12 protein-coding genes are annotated in these 15,883 nt (G+C 65.9%); 2 read left to right on the forward strand and 10 right to left on the reverse strand.

All coding sequences use genetic code 11. The annotated features are described in order from the left end of the window. The 9 genes from LPT13_RS00005 to LPT13_RS00045 form a co-directional block, all read right to left on the reverse strand. Nucleotides 1–357: hypothetical protein (locus LPT13_RS00005; protein ID WP_242162295.1), on the reverse strand; the 357-nt coding region annotated here is incomplete at its 3' end. A gap of 20 nt (nucleotides 358–377) precedes the next feature. Further along, on the reverse strand, nucleotides 378–890 hold the full coding sequence (loaP, locus tag LPT13_RS00010) for an antiterminator LoaP (protein WP_242162296.1): 513 nt from the start codon (nucleotides 888–890) through the stop codon (nucleotides 378–380). Nucleotides 891–1,591: 701 nt separating this feature from the next. Beyond that, complete coding sequence (locus tag LPT13_RS00015) at nucleotides 1,592–2,497, reverse strand: nucleotidyl transferase AbiEii/AbiGii toxin family protein (RefSeq protein ID WP_242162297.1); 906 nt, start codon at nucleotides 2,495–2,497, stop codon at nucleotides 1,592–1,594. Beyond that, complete coding sequence (locus LPT13_RS00020) at nucleotides 2,487–3,329, reverse strand: type IV toxin-antitoxin system AbiEi family antitoxin domain-containing protein (RefSeq protein ID WP_242162298.1); 843 nt, start codon at nucleotides 3,327–3,329, stop codon at nucleotides 2,487–2,489. The genes LPT13_RS00015 and LPT13_RS00020 overlap by 11 nt, the downstream gene beginning before the upstream one ends. 141 nt (nucleotides 3,330–3,470) lie before the next feature. Then, nucleotides 3,471–4,727: a Wzz/FepE/Etk N-terminal domain-containing protein gene (locus tag LPT13_RS00025; protein ID WP_242162299.1), complete on the reverse strand. Its 1,257-nt coding sequence runs from the start codon at nucleotides 4,725–4,727 to the stop codon at nucleotides 3,471–3,473. A gap of 308 nt (nucleotides 4,728–5,035) precedes the next feature. Next, complete coding sequence (locus LPT13_RS00030) at nucleotides 5,036–5,704, reverse strand: SanA/YdcF family protein (RefSeq protein ID WP_242162300.1); 669 nt, start codon at nucleotides 5,702–5,704, stop codon at nucleotides 5,036–5,038. Between the two features lie 167 nt (nucleotides 5,705–5,871). After that, on the reverse strand, nucleotides 5,872–6,336 hold the full coding sequence (locus tag LPT13_RS00035; protein WP_242162301.1) for a VOC family protein: 465 nt from the start codon (nucleotides 6,334–6,336) through the stop codon (nucleotides 5,872–5,874). Between the two features lie 84 nt (nucleotides 6,337–6,420). After that, nucleotides 6,421–7,242, reverse strand: coding sequence for a 4Fe-4S dicluster domain-containing protein (locus tag LPT13_RS00040; RefSeq protein ID WP_242162302.1), 822 nt, complete (start codon nucleotides 7,240–7,242; stop codon nucleotides 6,421–6,423). Nucleotides 7,243–7,246: 4 nt separating this feature from the next. Next, a complete protein-coding gene (locus LPT13_RS00045) occupies nucleotides 7,247–9,817 on the reverse strand; it encodes a molybdopterin-dependent oxidoreductase (protein WP_242162303.1) in 2,571 nt (856 codons plus the stop codon). 331 nt (nucleotides 9,818–10,148) lie between these two features. On the opposite strand from LPT13_RS00045, the gene LPT13_RS00050 reads away from it, so the two are divergent. Together LPT13_RS00050 and LPT13_RS00055 are read left to right on the forward strand one after the other, a co-directional pair. Continuing rightward, nucleotides 10,149–11,681, forward strand: coding sequence for a helix-turn-helix transcriptional regulator (locus LPT13_RS00050; RefSeq protein ID WP_242162304.1), 1,533 nt, complete (start codon nucleotides 10,149–10,151; stop codon nucleotides 11,679–11,681). Nucleotides 11,682–11,917: 236 nt separating this feature from the next. Further along, entirely contained in the window at nucleotides 11,918–13,090 is a 1,173-nt protein-coding gene (locus tag LPT13_RS00055) for an MFS transporter (protein ID WP_242162305.1), read from the forward strand. 101 nt (nucleotides 13,091–13,191) lie between these two features. On the opposite strand, the gene leuS is transcribed toward LPT13_RS00055, so the two are convergent. Continuing rightward, entirely contained in the window at nucleotides 13,192–15,768 is a 2,577-nt protein-coding gene (leuS, locus tag LPT13_RS00060) for a leucine--tRNA ligase (protein WP_242162306.1), read from the reverse strand. Nucleotides 15,769–15,883: the final 115 nt, after the last annotated feature.

The following is a 15,883-nucleotide window of genomic DNA, read 5'->3' on the forward strand; positions in this document are numbered from 1 at the left end:
CGCGGCGGCGTCGGCGACGGCGGGGTCGGGGGCCTCGGGGGCCTCGTAGCCGGCGAGCTCGCGCACGGCGTAGCGGCGCGCCCGGGGCGGCACCGTCGCGGCGCCCGCGGGGCGCGCGGCGCCGGCGGCCCGGGCGCGCAGGCGCGGGTTGTTGGCCCCGCCGGCCGCCTCGGCCCGCTCCTCCTCGACGTACTCGGCCAGGTCGTCGAAGGTGAGCAGCATCGCGCCCGACTGCGACGGGCTCGACTGCATGCGCCGCCTGGGGCGCGCGGGGGCGACGCTCTCGGACGCCCCCGTAACGGCGGCGACGTCGAGCAAGTCTTCCGGATCGGCTGCCATGGCGGTGCTAGGCGCCAAGATCCTTCCCTATTCCCTTGTCAGCTGGTTTTTTTGACAATCCCCAGTCCTACTTTTGCCTCTAACGTTCTGCCGAACATCTCGATTTCCAGATACGCTAAGCGCTTATGGCGGTTGATCTTCTTGATCCAGGCCTCGTGATGGCGCAGCGGGCCCTTGGTGATGCGGACTTGGTCGCCCTCGATGATGCCCTCGGACATCTCGATCACGCGGTCGCCGTGCTCGGTGAAGGCGGCGATCCAGTCGATCTCCTCGGGCGAGAGCGGCAGGAACGCATCGCCGCTGGCCAGAAGCTTGGTGAAGGCCGGCACCTTACGCAGCTCGGCCTCCAGCGCGTCGATGTCATTGGTCACCACTATCACGTAACCCGGGAACAGCTTGGCGGTGCACAGGCGCCATTCCCCGCGAAAGCTCTTCATCAGCTCGTAGCGGGGCACGAAGCACTCCTGGAGCACCCCGTCGTCGACGAAGCGCCGGATCATCGCCTCGGCGTTGGTCTCGCGGCCGGCGGCCACCTGCACGACATACCACACATCAATCACGTCCTTCGCGCGGCATGAGGGTAGGCGTCGCCCCGGGACGACGGCCCCGCGGCTCCCAGCCGGCACGCCGACGGCAAGGGAGCGCATCACGCTCCCCCGCTGCCAGCGCGTAGACGCCTGCGCGCCCGGCCATGGCTTCGCCCCTTGCTCACGCAAGAAGAAATAAGCGCTCTTCATCCGCCCGATCTTACGAAGCGCGCGCGTGGCGTCGTCTCCGCTCCTTCGAGCTATGTCCGGGATGGCATTTGGAAGCGCGGCGCAAGACTTGCTCCCACCGTGCCACCCGCCCCCTGCGGGACGTCATGCCTCCCGATGAACCGGGCGCTTGCAAGCCGGCTGCGTTGAAGCGCAATCTACTGCTGGCAGGCGTCCAATACGCAAACAATGATAACACGTCGCCCTAGGTGCGGTGGGCAGGAGCGCCCGTCGCGGGGCGAAACGCGGCTTCGTGCGCACCTCTTACGGCTTTTCGGGAACGACAGGTGAAAACAGGTGATTGACCAGGCCATATAGATGCCACTCGCCGACAAAGTTGTGGAAGCCCTGTGATGACGCCGCCACAGAATGCGCACAACCAGACGCCCCGGCGTATCCCCAGGTAAACGTCGACTTTACTGCGCAACGAAAAAGGCCGCGCCCCGCAGGGCCCCCGACGCCCGCCTACCCCCGCCAAACGCCGGCAGGGACAAACGCTACTCCCAGCGCAACCGCTCCGGGCTCCAGACGCGCCCGACGCAATCCCCCGATAGGGCGGGATCAAGGCAGCGAGCCACCATGCCTCTCGCATACTCGACATCAAAGCACGCCTTGGGCAGGCGCGCCTCCTTCGCCAGCTTCTGATAGCCCTTAAGCAGCTCCCTACCCCATGAATCGGGAATAGAGAACGCCTCCGGTATCGCAGCTCCCCGCAGGCAAAACTCAGAACGCACCGCCTCGTGCAGACGATCGCCGATCAGCTCTTCGCTAAGAATGTATCTGACCAGATCCACAAGATCCTTCACGCGACTCGATCGCGAGCCATTCGGATAGGGAAGCATCGTGGCAACCACTTTGTCGGCAATGGAGTTCACAACGGGAAATACCAGATAGCGTGGCGTATCGATCCCCTTAACGGCAAGACTGTTCACAGGATCCACCACATCGGGGCAGATGACTACCGCAGGATCCACCACAAGATCGATGACCACGTGCGGGCGTATCTCCTTTGTTCCACCCAGAACAGGAGTAAAACGGAGGCGCTTCCCACTCCGATAGCCCTGTTCCTCCACGATCACCTCAATGGACTCCAGCCGATAAGTCAGGAAATCGCCCAGCTCCTTACCGCCCAGCCTAACGAGCTCGTCGACAGCCTCCCCAATGTCGTCGCCAGAATAGAAAATGTCCGTGTCTCTCGTCCGCCGAACATCTACCAACCGAGCGAGCATCCCTCGGCCGCCCTTGAGAATGAAGCGCGGATCATCCTCGCTGAAGATGCGCGAAAGAAAGCGGTCATGATAGTAATCGAGAAGAGCTTGGTTGGTGTCTTGGGAAGATGCCTTGGCGGCAGCCTTCACCGCCATCTCCATCGCATCGGGCGTCTTGTATCTGCTATTTGTCATCCACAGCCCTCTCGTCCAGCTCCTCCATACGGTTCTTCGAGTAGCGAGGGAGAATGATGTTTCGGCTACGATCCGCCGCGTCAAGGAGAGATTTGCCTGTTAGATAGAGCTCCAGCGCGTCCTCGCCTAACCCCTCTTTTCCCTTCATCCAGTCTAGAAAGGACAGTGCTCCCAAGAAGTTCTCACGTTGGGCTTCGAACGCGCTTCCCCTGAGGAGCGTCCGGGCAAAATCATCTGCATCATTGCCCTCGGTAAGTAGAGACTCGAGCAAATGGGCGAGCCTTTCAACATTAAATTCATGCCTGCTTCGAACAGCATCTTTCGCCACCTGCCCGAGAAGGGTCGGATCCTCCCCCTCTCGGATCAGGTCGGCGATAGTCTTTTCCACTGACGTTACCGGCAGCGAGTCGACGAAAACGATATCCTGCGGATCCACCTCTTCGAGGAGGCAGTGGATGTTATCCCTGCGCGTCTGCCGCCGCTTGCTGACCGCAAACGAGAACGGCGTCGGATAGAAATCGCCCAGATCATGGAGAAATGCCGCCGTACGCCCCCGCACCACCGCATCGAGTGGTTGCTCGGTCATTCTCTCGTACGCGGTCTTCTTCGGGTAAAGCGACAGCCATGCGGCCTTCAAGTCAGTATGGCTCGCCTCGTAGCCAGACGAGAATCGATAGACTCCGTAGTCAACCGATTCGACTAGCCCGCGCTTTGCGAGGCGGGCTACTTGATTTCGCTGGATGCCAAGCTCCCGCGCTTGGGCGGCCGTGAAGAGCCCCCATTGGGAGGCGGCGAGACTTTGAAGCTCTTCTTTCCACGATGAGTTATTCATACTGCGATTGTATACGATTTTGTATACAATCGCAGTATGAATGGAAAATTAACTCCAATCACTTTCGAATATAAAGCTGCGTTTGTATACGTATTTGTATACAAACGCAGCTTCCAGGAAGTTGCGGGCTTCTGCGCTCTCCTACCGGCGGGAGCGCTTGGGGGTGGCGGCTTTGAGGCGCTCCATGGAGGTCTTGGACTCGCTGGTCTTGCGGGCGCGGGCGCTGCGGCTGCCGCGGCCGGCGCGGGTGCCGGCAGACGTCGGGGGCTCCACCATGACGAAGCCCATCACCTTGGCCGACGCGATGTCCAGCTGGTTGGCCACCTCGGCCAGCTCGGCCGTGGGCGTCTCGAACTCGGCCAGGGCCAGCACGGTATTGCCCACCGCATGCGCGATGTAGGCGAAGTCCGCATGCCGCGTCGGCTCGGACGTGTTCACCACCACCAGGCTGTAGTGCTCCTTGGCCTCGTTGACGAACTTCTCGAAGGCCGACGACCCCAGCATGGTCACCGGGTTCACGAGCGGGCTGCCCGCCGGCAGGTAGTCCACCGACGGCGCGAAGGGAACGACGCACTTGTCCAGCTGGGCCCGCTTCGACACGACGTCCGCCAGGCCGGCGGCGCGGCGTCCGCCCTGGTCGCCACGCATGGCGTCGAGCGCGCCCTCGGCCAGGTCCCCCTCGATGAGCAGCGTCTTCACCTTCGCCTGGCTGGCCGCCTGGGCCAGCTCAAGGCACGTGAGCACCGAGTTGCGCGTGTCGCCCACCGGCACGACGCACAGCGCGCGCTCGCCCTCGCCCGCGAACCTCACGTTGGCCAGCAGCGCCTCGCGCGCATGCTCGGGCGTGGGGAACGGCAGGTCGCCCAGCTGGCGGATCTTGAGCCCCTCCTCAACCTCCTCGGCGCTGTGCACGGGCGCGCGGCGCATGTCCAGCAGCACGACGATGCACACCGCCACGAACAGGCCGGCCAGGAAGGCGACGGCCGAGTACTTGACCAGGCTCGGCGACACATCCGCTGCCGCCGACGCGTTGGTGACCTGCACCTGCACGTTGGGGAAGAGCGTCGCCGCCTGCGTCTTCAAGTTGCCGGCCACCTCGTTGACCGTGTTGACGCAGCTCTGGCCGTTCACGTCCTCCGCCGTGATGGCGACGGTCTTGTTGGTGGTGTTGGCCTTGGCGGTGACCTCGAGCTTGCCCGAGCTCTTCTCCTTCGCCAGCCCCTCGGCGATGCCGCCGATACCGCCCGGCTCGCCCGACACCGCCACGCTCGCCGTGGCGGAGTACGTCTTCGGCATGATAGTCAGCACCGCCGCGCACACCAGCATGCACGCGACCGGCAGCGCGACGACCATCTTCCAGTTGCGCTTCAGCAGCTTCAGCAAATCCATCAGGGTCATGAGTCCAACCTTGCCTTCGGCTCCGACGGGCGGAGGCTCCACCAACGACGCACGCCGCGCCCGGCAGCGTACAGCCTTTCAGTATAAGGCAACGGATGGGCGCCGCTGCGGTTATTCATGGCGTCCACACGGGCAGTTTGTCATGGTGAGGAGGGAAAAGGCGCGCTTGGCGCAGACGATGCCAAGCAGATGCCGCGGCGCCTCCCGCAAAACCCGCCCGCCCTCGGCGCGGCCCCGTCCGCGGCCCCGCACCGCGACCGCCCGCCACTCGTCCCGAGCGCCTGCGACCGCGCGCCGCGGCGGGCGTCCTACGTCAGATCCCCCGAGTCAGCCAGGCTGACGGGCCCGGTCTCGGCGGCAGACTCCACGGGAGCCTGGAGAACCGTGTTGAAGAAGTCCTTGGTGCGCGCCACGGCCTCGCGGATGCTGTAGGCGCGCTGGTTGTCGTAGGCGCCGTGGTCGCTGGCCACGCCGCGCGTCTCCATCCCCAGCCCCTGAGCGGCGAACATGGCGCGGTAGAGATGGTACGCCTGCGTGGTGACGATGACGCGCTCGGCGCCGAATACGTGGCGCGCCCGGTACATCGACTCGTAGGTGGAGTAGCCGGCATGATCCTCGTAGACGTCCTCGCTGGGCACGCCGAGCGACACGCAGTAGGCCTTCATGGCCGCGGACTCGTTGTAATGGCTCGTGCGGTTGTCGCCGCTCACGATGATGGCGCCGGCGGCTCCCGCGCGATAGAGCGACACGGCCGTATCCAGCCGGTCGCGCAGCATGTCGCTCGGCGTCCCGTCGGGCTTGACCGACGCACCCAGTACCACCACGGCATCGGCGTCGAAATCGGCCAGGTCGGAGACGGTGTGCACGTTGTCCCGCGTGGTCGCCACGGTGATGAGGTTCGTCCCGCCCACGACCACGATCACCGCCAGCAGGCATCCGATCGCCACCTTGAGGACGAGCCCGACAAGGCTGCGCACGGGTCCTTTTGAGCGGCGAGACATGGGCGGCGGCACTTCCTCTTGCGGATTGGGGCGGGATCGCGCTGCCGCAGGGGCGGCGCATAAGGCCCGACGATCATAGCAGAAGGCCCCCGCGCCAGGCAGGGGCCTCCAAAAGGGCTTCAGATGAAGGACACAGAAGCGCGCTACAGCGCCCCGATGTTGTCCTGCACGGCCTCGATGCGCTCGCCGCCGGGGCCGCGGAAGAACATGATCTTCAGCTTGGCGCCGCCGTCGCCGTAGACGGTGAACACGTCGGAGTCGGCCTCGCCCAGCGGGCGGTCGAAGGGGCACAGGGCGTCGAAGGGCCCCGCCTCGATGGCCACGCCCCGCTCGTTGAGCCGGGCCACGATCTCGTCCATGTCCGGCACGCGCACGGCAAAGTGGTTCAGGCAGGCCCGAGCCGCCGCCACGGTGGCCTTGTCCTCCTGCTCCAGCAGCTCGATGACGACGCCGTCATCGCTCTTCACCCACGCCATCTTGAGCGGCTTGTCGCCCTCCATGGTCTCGGTGGAGAAGAGGTGGCGAAATCCCAGCACGTCAACGTAGAAGTCGATGGACTCCTCGATGTCGTTGCAGTAGGCGCCGATGTGATGAGGTGCGATCTTCATGCTCCCAACCCCTTTCTCGGGAATGCGGGCGCCCGGCGCGGGGAGTCGTCCCTCCCCTGCGCCCGGCGCCCATGCTCCGTCACGCTAGGCGCGATAGAGCGCGATGGTGTCGACGTTGAGGTCCTTCTCCTTGGTGGAGATGAAGTCCTCCACGTGGCGCGGCAGGTAGCCGTCGTAGGTCACGTCCAGCGCGTAGTCGGCCGCGGCGATCTGCTTGAACCAGAAGTCGCCGAACTCATCGGTCTCGGTGGTCAGCTGCTCGCCGGTCTCGAGGTTGGTCAGCACCACCTTGGCGCCGATTAGCACCTCCTCGGCCTCAAGATCGGCCACCTCGCCCGCCAGGAAGCGCTTGGGCAGGTTCAGGTAGCGCACGCGCGGACGGGTGCCAGCCTGGGGCTTGAGCTCCTCGCACTGGTCGAGGATGTCGGCGAAGTCCTCCTCGTCGCCGAAGCGCAGCGCGTCGTGGGCGCAGGCGTCGACGCAGCGCGGGACCTTCCAGCCGTCGTCGAGCAGGTGCGCGCAGCCGGTGCACTTCTGCGGGATGGAGAGCGCCTCGTTCCAGTACACCACGCCGTAGGGGCACGCCTCCATGATGGCGCGCTGGTCCTTGGCCTTGGCCGGGTCGATGATGACCAGGCCGTCGTCGCGCCGGTACACCGCGCCGTCCTTGGCCGCCTTCATGCAGGGGGCGTCCTCGCAGTGCTGGCAGGGCACGGGCGTGTAGGTCACGCGCACCTTCGGGGTCTGGCCGCGCTCCTTCTCCTTCACGTTCATCCAGAACTGGCCGGTATCGGGCTGCGGGGCGGCGTAGGGCATCCAGTCGTTGTCGCAGTGCTCGTCCTTGCAGACCAGCTGGCAGCTGCGGCAGCCGATGCAGCGGTCGATGTCAATGATGAAAGTCTTCATGCTCTTAGGCTCCTTCCACGATCTTGTCGATGGCGATCTGGCCGGTCTCAGCCTCGTAGGCGTGGTCGAAGGCCTCCGGATACTGCCTGGCGAGCTCGAACACGTCCACCTTCTCGAGATTCACCAGGAAGCTGTTGGTGACCTCGCCGGGTGCGTTCTTGGAAGTGGTGTTAGACGGGCAGATGAGGTTGTTGGCGCCGGCGCGGTCAAGCTCGCCCAGCACGATGGTGTCGACGCGCGCGCCGTGATCCTGGTAGATGGCGTGCGGGATGACGCGCTCGGAGAGGCGGATGCCGCCGAGCACCGCGCCGCGCTCGTTGTACATCTTCACGATGTCGCCGTCCTTGAGCCCCAGGACGACCGCATCCTTCGGGTTCACCCAGATGGGCTCGTACATATAGCCATCCGGACCCTTGACCTTGCAGGTCTCGATCTCGCGGCACCAGGTGTTGTCGTCGTTCTGCGCGTGCACGCGCCAACGCGGGTGGTTGGTGACGAGCAGGAACGGGTACTCCTCGGCGCGCGGGTGCAGCAGGCTCTCGGAGTGGGACTCGCCGTAGGGAACGAAGTGCGGTACCGGCGGGCGCTCCTCGTCATCCGGGAAGAACTGCTCGAGCAGCGTCGACTTGAACTCGATGAGGCCCGTGGGGGTCAGCAGCGGGTTGGCCTGCGGGTCGTCGTAGAACGGGCGCATGCCGCGCGGGTCGTCCTCCCAGTCCTCGGCGGTGGGGACCACGTAGTAGCCCTTCTCCATGAACTCCTCGTAGGACACCATGTCCTGGACGCCCGAGTTGTCGAAGCCCTTCCTGATGAGCTCGTCCTCGGTGCCGCCCACGTACTCCTCGTACAGGCCGAGCTTCTTGGCGACCTCGCCCACGGCCTCGAAGTCCGACAGCGACTCGCCGACGTGCGGGATGGCCTGCTCCTCGTGCATGAGCATGTTGTACTGGCCGCTGAACAGGTCGGCGGAGATGTCGCGCACCTCCAGCTTGGTGGTGGTGGGCAGGATGATGTCGGCGAACAGGCAGTCGTTCTCCAGCCACGGATGCTGGGCCAGGATGAACTCGAGGTTGGGATGCTGCAGGGCGCGCTGCATCTCGTAGCCGCCGTTCCAGCAGGTCTGCCAGCAGGGGCTGTCGGTCCAGATCATGTGGAGCTCGTAGTCGCCGTCATGCGGGAAGTCCCACTCCACCACCTGGTCCTCGGCGGGGAGGCCGGCGATGACGTGGCCGCCGCGCCACTTGACGGGCGGGTTCATGATGGCCTGGGGAATGAGGGTCTTGGGGATGAAGTTCACCGGGTAGGTGAGCATGGCCCAGCCGTTGTAGATGGAGGACAGGTCGGGCTGGCAGGCGGAGCGGGGCAGCGGGTAGATCTCGTCGATGCCGAACAGGCCCCAGTCCATGAAGTTGATCTGGCCGGCGCCGGGCTTGCCGAGGCCCTGCATGGCCAGCAGCGCCACCTCGAGGCGAGCCGGCTCGCTTGAGTAGGCCGCGCGGATGAGGCCGCCGCCCGCGCAGTGCGCGATGGAGACCACGTGCTTGGCCCAGTAGCGCGCCAGCGCCTTGATCTGGCGCTCGGTGATGCCGGTGATGGGGGCAGCCCACTTCGGCGTCTTCGGGACGCCGTCCTCGCCGCCCATGATGTAGTTCTTGAAGTCCTCGAATCCCACGGAGTGCGTGGCGAGGTAGTCCTTGTCGTAGGTGTCCTCCTTGATCCACACGTAGGCGATGGCGCAGTGCAGCGCGGCATCGGTGTTGGGGAGGATGGGAATCCATTTGCCTTCGTGGGCGGCGCCGGTGTAGTTGAGGTCCGGGGAGATGAAGATGGACTTCAGGCCCACGTCATGGAGCCAGCGCACGAGGCGGCCGGGCTGCATGCCGCCCCAGCCCCAGGGAGTGGTCTCGGGGTCGGCGCCCCAGTACAGCACCGCGTCGCCGTTCTCGGCGATGTCCTGGAACAGGTTCTGGACGTTGCCCTGCTTGCCCACGGGATCCATGCCCCAGATGTGCTTGGCGCCCCAGGTCCAGCCCTCCCAGCTGTCAGGCTGGCGCGCCTGCAGGGTGTAGCCGCCCATCAGGTCGAGCAGCTTGCCCGGGCAGCCGTGGGCCGCGTGGATGATCTTGGACTCGCCGTGGCCGTCCACCTGGGCGAGCACGGCCAAAGGACCGTACTGCGCGTGGATGCGCTTGAGCTCGGAGGCGATGATGTCGGTGGCCTCGTCCCAGCTGATGCGCTCGTACTTGGAGATGCCGCGGGTCTCCGGGTGACGGTCGCCGTTCGGATCCCAGTCGACGCGCTTCAGGGGGTAGGGGATGCGGTTCTTGGAGTACACGCGCTTCTTGTAGGCGTACTGGAGAGGCGTGGGCATCGTCTTGTCCTTGGGCTCCAGCACCGCGCCGTTGACCTCGATGCGCCAGGGCCTCATGTCCTCGATGTCGTAGGCGTCGTCGTAGTGCATCGGGCGGATGCGGAGGATCTTCCCGTCCTTCACGTCCACCGCCGCGGAGTTGGACCCCAAGCCAAATCCGCACAAGCCGAGCGACTTGTAGACAGTTTTCACGTCGTTTGCCATTCTCGCTCCTCTTTCCTTCGTGATCGATCTACCACTTTCTGGAATTAGCCACGAAAAGTACTTGCGCTCCTCCTGTCCTTCGATAAAATCCCCGTTGTCATCCTGCTTTGCACGTTCAGCTTCTTGCCAAGTCGAAGCTACCCAGTACTCTAGTGCCCTCGGGCCCTCAGGGTAATCGCGTGGGGTGTCTGATTTCCTCGGCGAAACCAGATCACCGACCGTGGAAACCCCTCAGACCCGGAGTAATAGAACGCAGAAAAAACCTGATTTGAACTGGTGATTCGGCAAGGAGGTTCTGGGGGGAACCTTGATGGGGGAAGGGGTTTGGCAGATGAACGATTCCGCTGTCGCGAGCAGCGAGCGCCCAGGACGGCTCTTCAGCCCCACCCTGAGCCTCGTCGGCTTCGGAGTGCTCCTCGGATGGCACTTCATCATCTTGTACCAGCCGCTCCCCCTCGCCGAGGGCTTCGCTCCCTCGGAGTTCCTCTTGGCGCGCCAGGTGATCCTCAACGCGTCGCTCGGGCTCGCCTTCGCGCTGGGGGGCCGCCTCCTCTCGAACCTCCCGCAGGGCGTGACCGCCCGCTCGAGCGCCGTCGCCTACGCCGCCATAGCCGTGGGCACCGCGGGGAACATCGCGCTGGTGGCGGGCTCTGCCCTCAACATGGCCTGGATCATGGTGGCCGTGGTCCTCATCGGGGCGGCGGAGGCCGTCCTCACGCTGCTCTGGCTGCGCTTCTACTCCGAGACGTCGGAGAACTACTCGGGGCAGAGCCTCGGGGCCTCCGCCATCATAGCGGCGCTCATCTGCTTCTTCTCCCATTATCTGGCCTTCGAGGCGTCGGCCCTCGTGCTGATCGCGCTGCCCGTCCTCTCGGGGACCTTGCTGGTGACGGCCGCCCGGGGCATCCCCCTGCGCAAGAACGATCCCCTGGGGGCCGGCGTCCCCGACTGGGAGAGCGCGCGGCGGCCCTACGCGAAGACGACGGCCCAGCTCATGGCGATGGCGCTGTTCTTCGGCATGGCCCAGGGCTGCCACTCGCCCAGCAAGACGCTGCTGGGCATCGCCGACCCGCCCACCATCCTGGGCGCGGCGCTCGCCGGCGCGGTCATCTTCGCCCTGTATGCCCGCTCGACGCTCCTCCCCAACCTCAGCCCCATCGTCAACACGGCCACGCTGCTCTTCCTCGGCGGCATGATGGCGCTGCCCTTCTGCGCCGGCTTCCTCTCCCAGGTGGCCGCCGTCCTCATCATGACGGGATTCATCTTCTACTTCGCGCTGACGCTCATCTTCGTCATCGACCTCGTGCGCACCTTCGACCTGAACCTGACTCGGGCGCTCGGCGCCAACCAGGCGCTTGAGTACGCCATGTTCGCGATCGGGGTGATATCCGGCAGCGCGCTCTGGTCCGCCTATGAGAACAGCCCCGTGTTCCCGTTCCTCATCTCCTACGCGGCCATCTTCGTGCTCATCGTCATCACGCTCTTCTTCACCACCGAGCGCCCCCCGTGGGAGGCCGACCGCTACAAGCCGCGTTCCCTCGAGACGTCCTGCGGCCCCCTCGCCGAGGAATCGCCCGAGGAGTGCCTCGAGCCCGAGGAGAGCGCCTCGGACGTTCTCTGCCAGCGCTTCTGCCTCACCCCGCGCGAGGCCGAGGTGTTCGCGCTGCTGTCGAAGGGACGCAACGCCGAGTTCATCCAGAACGCGCTGTTCATCTCCAACCACACCGTGAAGACGCACATCTACAACATCTACCGGAAGATGGGCATCCACTCGCTTCAGGAGCTCCTCGATCTCCTGGATGCCGAGGAGGACGCCCGGTCGGAGGGCCGAAGGGCGCGAGCCTTGGGGGATGAGACGCGGTAATCCGGCGTCTACCGGGGAGTTTTCCGCCAATATCAGACTTCCGTGGGGATGTGGGACGGCGGGCGCCCCTGCTAGTCTGACGGTGCCAAGTCACAGAACGGCCGGCGCGCCCCGCCACAGGCGCCCTGCCCCCCGCTGAAATCCTGCCCGCTGAAACTCACTGCCTTCGCAGGGGATAGTAAGGGGTACTTATGACTAGTTCATCTAGCGCGCAGTTTTCCATGAGCAGGCGATGGGTGATCTTCTGCTCAGTGTTCTTCCTGGGGATCCTGACTTCCTTCGGCATGTTCAAGGCCCCCACGATGTTCACCACCGAGTTCACCGCCGAGCTGGGCTTCACCGAGTCCAACATCGGCTGGGTCATGTCCATGTTCACCCTGATCGGCGCGGTGCTGGCCTTTCCCGCCGGGGGCATCCTGGCCAAGCTGGGGGCGAAGAAGAGCCTCATCATAACCGCCGTCAGCCTCATCGTCGGCGCAGCCGGCGGCGCCGTGGCCCCCAACGCCACCGTCATGCTGGCGACGCGCTTCGTCGAGGGCATCGGCATGGGCCTCATCTCGGTAGTCGGCCCCGCCGCCGTCGCCTCCATCATCCCGGCCCGCAAGCAGGGCCTGGCCATGGGCATCTGGAGCGTCTGGTTCCCCGCCGGCGTGGTGCTGGCGTTCAACGTGACGCCGTTCGTCTACTCGATCAGCCACACCTGGCGGGCGAACTGGTGGCTCTCCGCCATCCTCGCCGTCGTCGCGCTCGTGTTCATCATAGCGGTGTACGCCACGCCGCCGCAGGAGGGCGACGACGCCGAGCGCGCCGGGGGCGAGGGCGCCGCGCCGCTCAAGCTCAAGCCCGACTTCTTCAGCATCGTCATGATCGCCCTGGCCTTCGGGTGCTGGAACGTCTTCAACGCCGGCGCCATCGGCGGCTTCTACCCGTCGTACCTGGCTGACGTCCACCAGCTCGACAACCAGCTCTCGGGCACCGTGTCGAGCATCACCAACATCCTGGTGCTGGCCCTCGGCCCCATTTCGGGCATCGTCGCCGACAAGCGCAACATCCACAAGGGCTTCATCGTCTTCGGCCTGTTCGGCGCCGCCATCCTGCTGACGTTCGCCTTCGGCGACAGCATGACGCTCGTCTGGGTGTTCGTGATCGCCATGAGCCTGTTCTCCGCCTGCTGTTCCACCGGCGTGTTCTCGAGCGTGCCCCTGTACGCCAAGGACCCGGCGAAGGTCGGGCTCGGCATGGCCGTGGTGGCCTTCTTCCAGAACCTCGGCGGCCTCATCGGCTCCGCGGCGTTCGGCACCCTGGCCGTGTCGCTCGGGTGGAACACGGCCTCGCTCGTGTTCTGCGTGCCCATCGCCATCGCGGGCGGCGTCTGCGCGCTGCTTATCCGCAACCGCAAGAAGGACTAGGGAGTCCAACCGGCGGCCCGCCCGCGGGCGGGCCGCCGCCCCAAGACGGACGAGGGGCCGCCCGCGGGCGGCCCCTCGATTTCCGTATTCTGGCCGATCGGCTACTTCGCCACGATGTTGACCAGGCGGCCGGGCACGACGACGACCTTCTTCACGTCCCTGCCTTCCAGCACGCGGCTCACGGCGGCCAGGGCGGCGGCGCGCACGGCCTCCTCGGACGCGTCGGCGGCCACGGTGACCTTGGCCTTCACCTTGCCGTTCACCTGGACGGCAAGCTCCGCCTCGTCGGCCTTGGCGGCCTCGGGGTCGAACGCGGGCCACGGCTGCGCGTGCACCGACGAGCCGGGATGCCCGAGCACCGTCTGCCACAGCTCATCGGCCCAGTGCGGGGCGATGGGGGCCATCAGCTTCACGAGCACCTCGGCCACCTCGGCGTCGAGCGCCTGGTGGTCCGGACACGCGGCGCGCGCCTCGGGCGAGAACGCGCGCAGGTACTCGCCCGTCGCGTTGGACAGCTCCATGATGGCGGCGATGGCGGTGTTGAAGTTGTTGCGGTCGAAGTCGTCGCTCACCTTCCCCACCACGCGATGGCGCTCGCGCACGAGCTTCTGGGCCACCTTCACGGCAGCCTCGGGGTCGGGCGCGGCCTCGAACAGCGACTCCTCCCCCGCGACGCCGGCCAGGTCGTTCACCTGGCGCCACAGGCGGCTGAGGAACTTGGCCATGCCGGCCAGGCCGTCCTCGTTCCACAGCTTCTCCTTGTCGGGCGGGCCCATGAACAGCATGGCCGCGCGCACCGAGTCGGCGCCGTAGTCGCGGACCATCTCCTCGGGCGACACCACGTTGCCCTTGGACTTGCTCATGACCTCGCCGTTGGCGTCGAGCACCATGCCCTGGCACAGCAGGTTGGTGAACGGCTCGTCGAAGTCGAGCATGCCGCAGTCGCGCAGCACCTTGGTGAAGAAGCGGCTGTAGAGCAGGTGCAGGATGGCGTGCTCGATGCCGCCGATGTACTGGTCGACGGGCATCCAGGCGTTGGCCCTGGCCGGGTCGAAGGGAGCCTGGTCGTTGTGCGGGTCGGTGTAGCGCATGTAGTACCAGCTGGAGCACGTGAAGGTGTCCATGGTGTCGGTCTCGCGCTTGGCCGGGCCGCCGCAGACGGGGCACGTGGTGTTCACGAAGCCCTCGTGGGTGGCGAGCGTCTCGCCGGCGGCCAGGTCGATGTCCTCGGGCAGGCGCACCGGCAGCTGGTCCTCGGGCACGGGCACCACGCCGCAGTCGGGGCAGTGCACGGCGGGGATGGGGTTGCCCCAGTAGCGCTGGCGCGAGATGAGCCAGTCGCGCAGGCGGAACTCCACGGTGCGCTTGCCGCGGCCCATCTCCTCGAGGGCGGCCACCACGGCCTCCTCGCCCGGGGAGTGCTTGCCGCCCGCCAGGCCCGTGTAGGGGCCCGACTGCACGAGGATGCCCTCGGCGGCGTAGGCCTTGTCCCAGTCCACCTCGGTCACCACGCGGCCCTGCTCGTCCTTGAGCTGCGGGTACAGCGGGTCGTCCTCGCCCAGGATGATGGGGACGATGGGCAGGTCGTACTTGCGCGCGAACTCGAAGTCGCGCTGGTCGCCGCAGGGCACGGCCATGACGGCGCCGGTGCCGTAGTCGGCCACCACGTAGTCGGCCACCCAGACGGGCACCTTCTCGCCGTTGATGGGGTTCACCACGTAGCGGCCGGTGAACACGCCGTGCTTCTCGCGGTCGCCCATGGCGCGCTCCACGGCGCTCACCTTCTTCGACGCCTCCACGAGCTCGCGCACGGGGGCCTCGTAGTCGGTGCCGGCCACGAGCGCGTCAAGCCCGGCGTACTCGGGGGCCAGCACGAAGAAGCTGCAGCCGAACAGCGTGTCGGCACGCGTGGTGAACACGGTGATGATGTCGTCGGCGCCCGGCTCGGCCGGCGCGTTGCCCTCGGCGTCGCACAGGATGAAGTCGACGTTGGCGCCCTCGGAGCGGCCGATCCAGTTGGCCTGCTGCTGCTTCACGCGCTCCGGCCAGCCCTCCAGCTGATCCAGGTCGTCCAGCAGCTCCTGGGCGTAGTCGGTGATCTTGTAGTACCACTGGGTGAGGTCGCGCTTCTCCACCTCGGAGTCGCATCTCCAGCAGCGCCCCTCGATGACCTGCTCGTTGGCAAGGACTGTCCCACAATCAGGACACCAGTTGACCGGGCTGTTGCGACGCTCCACCAGGCCGCGCTCCCAGAACTTCAGGAAGATCCACTGGCCCCAGCGGTAGTACTCGGGGTCGCACGCCACCACGGTGCGGTCCCAGTCGTAGGAGAAGCCCATGCGCTTGAAGCTGGCGCGCTGGGTGTCGATGTTCTGATACGTCCATGTGGCCGGATGGCTGTGGTGCTTGATGGCTGCGTTCTCAGCCGGCAGGCCGAAGGCATCCCAGCCCATGGGATGCAGCACGTCGAAGCCGCGCATCGTGGAGTAGCGCGCCACCACATCGCCGTAGGTGTAGTTGCTCACGTGGCCCATGTGGATGTCGCCCGAGGGGTACGGGAACATCTCGAGCACGTACTTCTTCGGACGGGGCGAGTCCTCGACGACGGCGTAGGCGTCATCGGCCTCCCATTGGGCTTGGAGGCGCGGCTCTATCTCGTGGGGGTTATAAGGCTTCATGGGGCTCCTCGCGATCACGGATGCGGGCACCCGCGCCGACGCGGACGCCCGTTTTTCAGCAGCTTCCCATTATAGGGCTATCGCGCGGCGCTGGGGAGATGAGGCGGGGAAGGAA

The sequence above is a fragment of the Adlercreutzia faecimuris genome (assembly GCF_022669055.1).
Lineage (GTDB): Bacteria > Actinomycetota > Coriobacteriia > Coriobacteriales > Eggerthellaceae > Enterorhabdus > Enterorhabdus faecimuris.

What these genes read in the sequence shown, in the direction of transcription:
- LPT13_RS00015 (WP_242162297.1), bottom strand. Translation starts at nt 2,497, where the DNA reads ATGACAAATAGCAGATACAAGACGCCCGATGCGATGGAGATGGCGGTG.
- LPT13_RS00020 (WP_242162298.1), bottom strand. Translation starts at nt 3,329, where the DNA reads ATGAATAACTCATCGTGGAAAGAAGAGCTTCAAAGTCTCGCCGCCTCC.
- LPT13_RS00025 (WP_242162299.1), bottom strand. Translation starts at nt 4,727, where the DNA reads ATGACCCTGATGGATTTGCTGAAGCTGCTGAAGCGCAACTGGAAGATG.
- LPT13_RS00035 (WP_242162301.1), bottom strand. Translation starts at nt 6,336, where the DNA reads ATGAAGATCGCACCTCATCACATCGGCGCCTACTGCAACGACATCGAG.
- LPT13_RS00040 (WP_242162302.1), bottom strand. Translation starts at nt 7,242, where the DNA reads ATGAAGACTTTCATCATTGACATCGACCGCTGCATCGGCTGCCGCAGC.
- LPT13_RS00045 (WP_242162303.1), bottom strand. Translation starts at nt 9,817, where the DNA reads ATGGCAAACGACGTGAAAACTGTCTACAAGTCGCTCGGCTTGTGCGGA.
- LPT13_RS00050 (WP_242162304.1), top strand. Translation starts at nt 10,149, where the DNA reads ATGAACGATTCCGCTGTCGCGAGCAGCGAGCGCCCAGGACGGCTCTTC.
- leuS (WP_242162306.1), bottom strand. Translation starts at nt 15,768, where the DNA reads ATGAAGCCTTATAACCCCCACGAGATAGAGCCGCGCCTCCAAGCCCAA.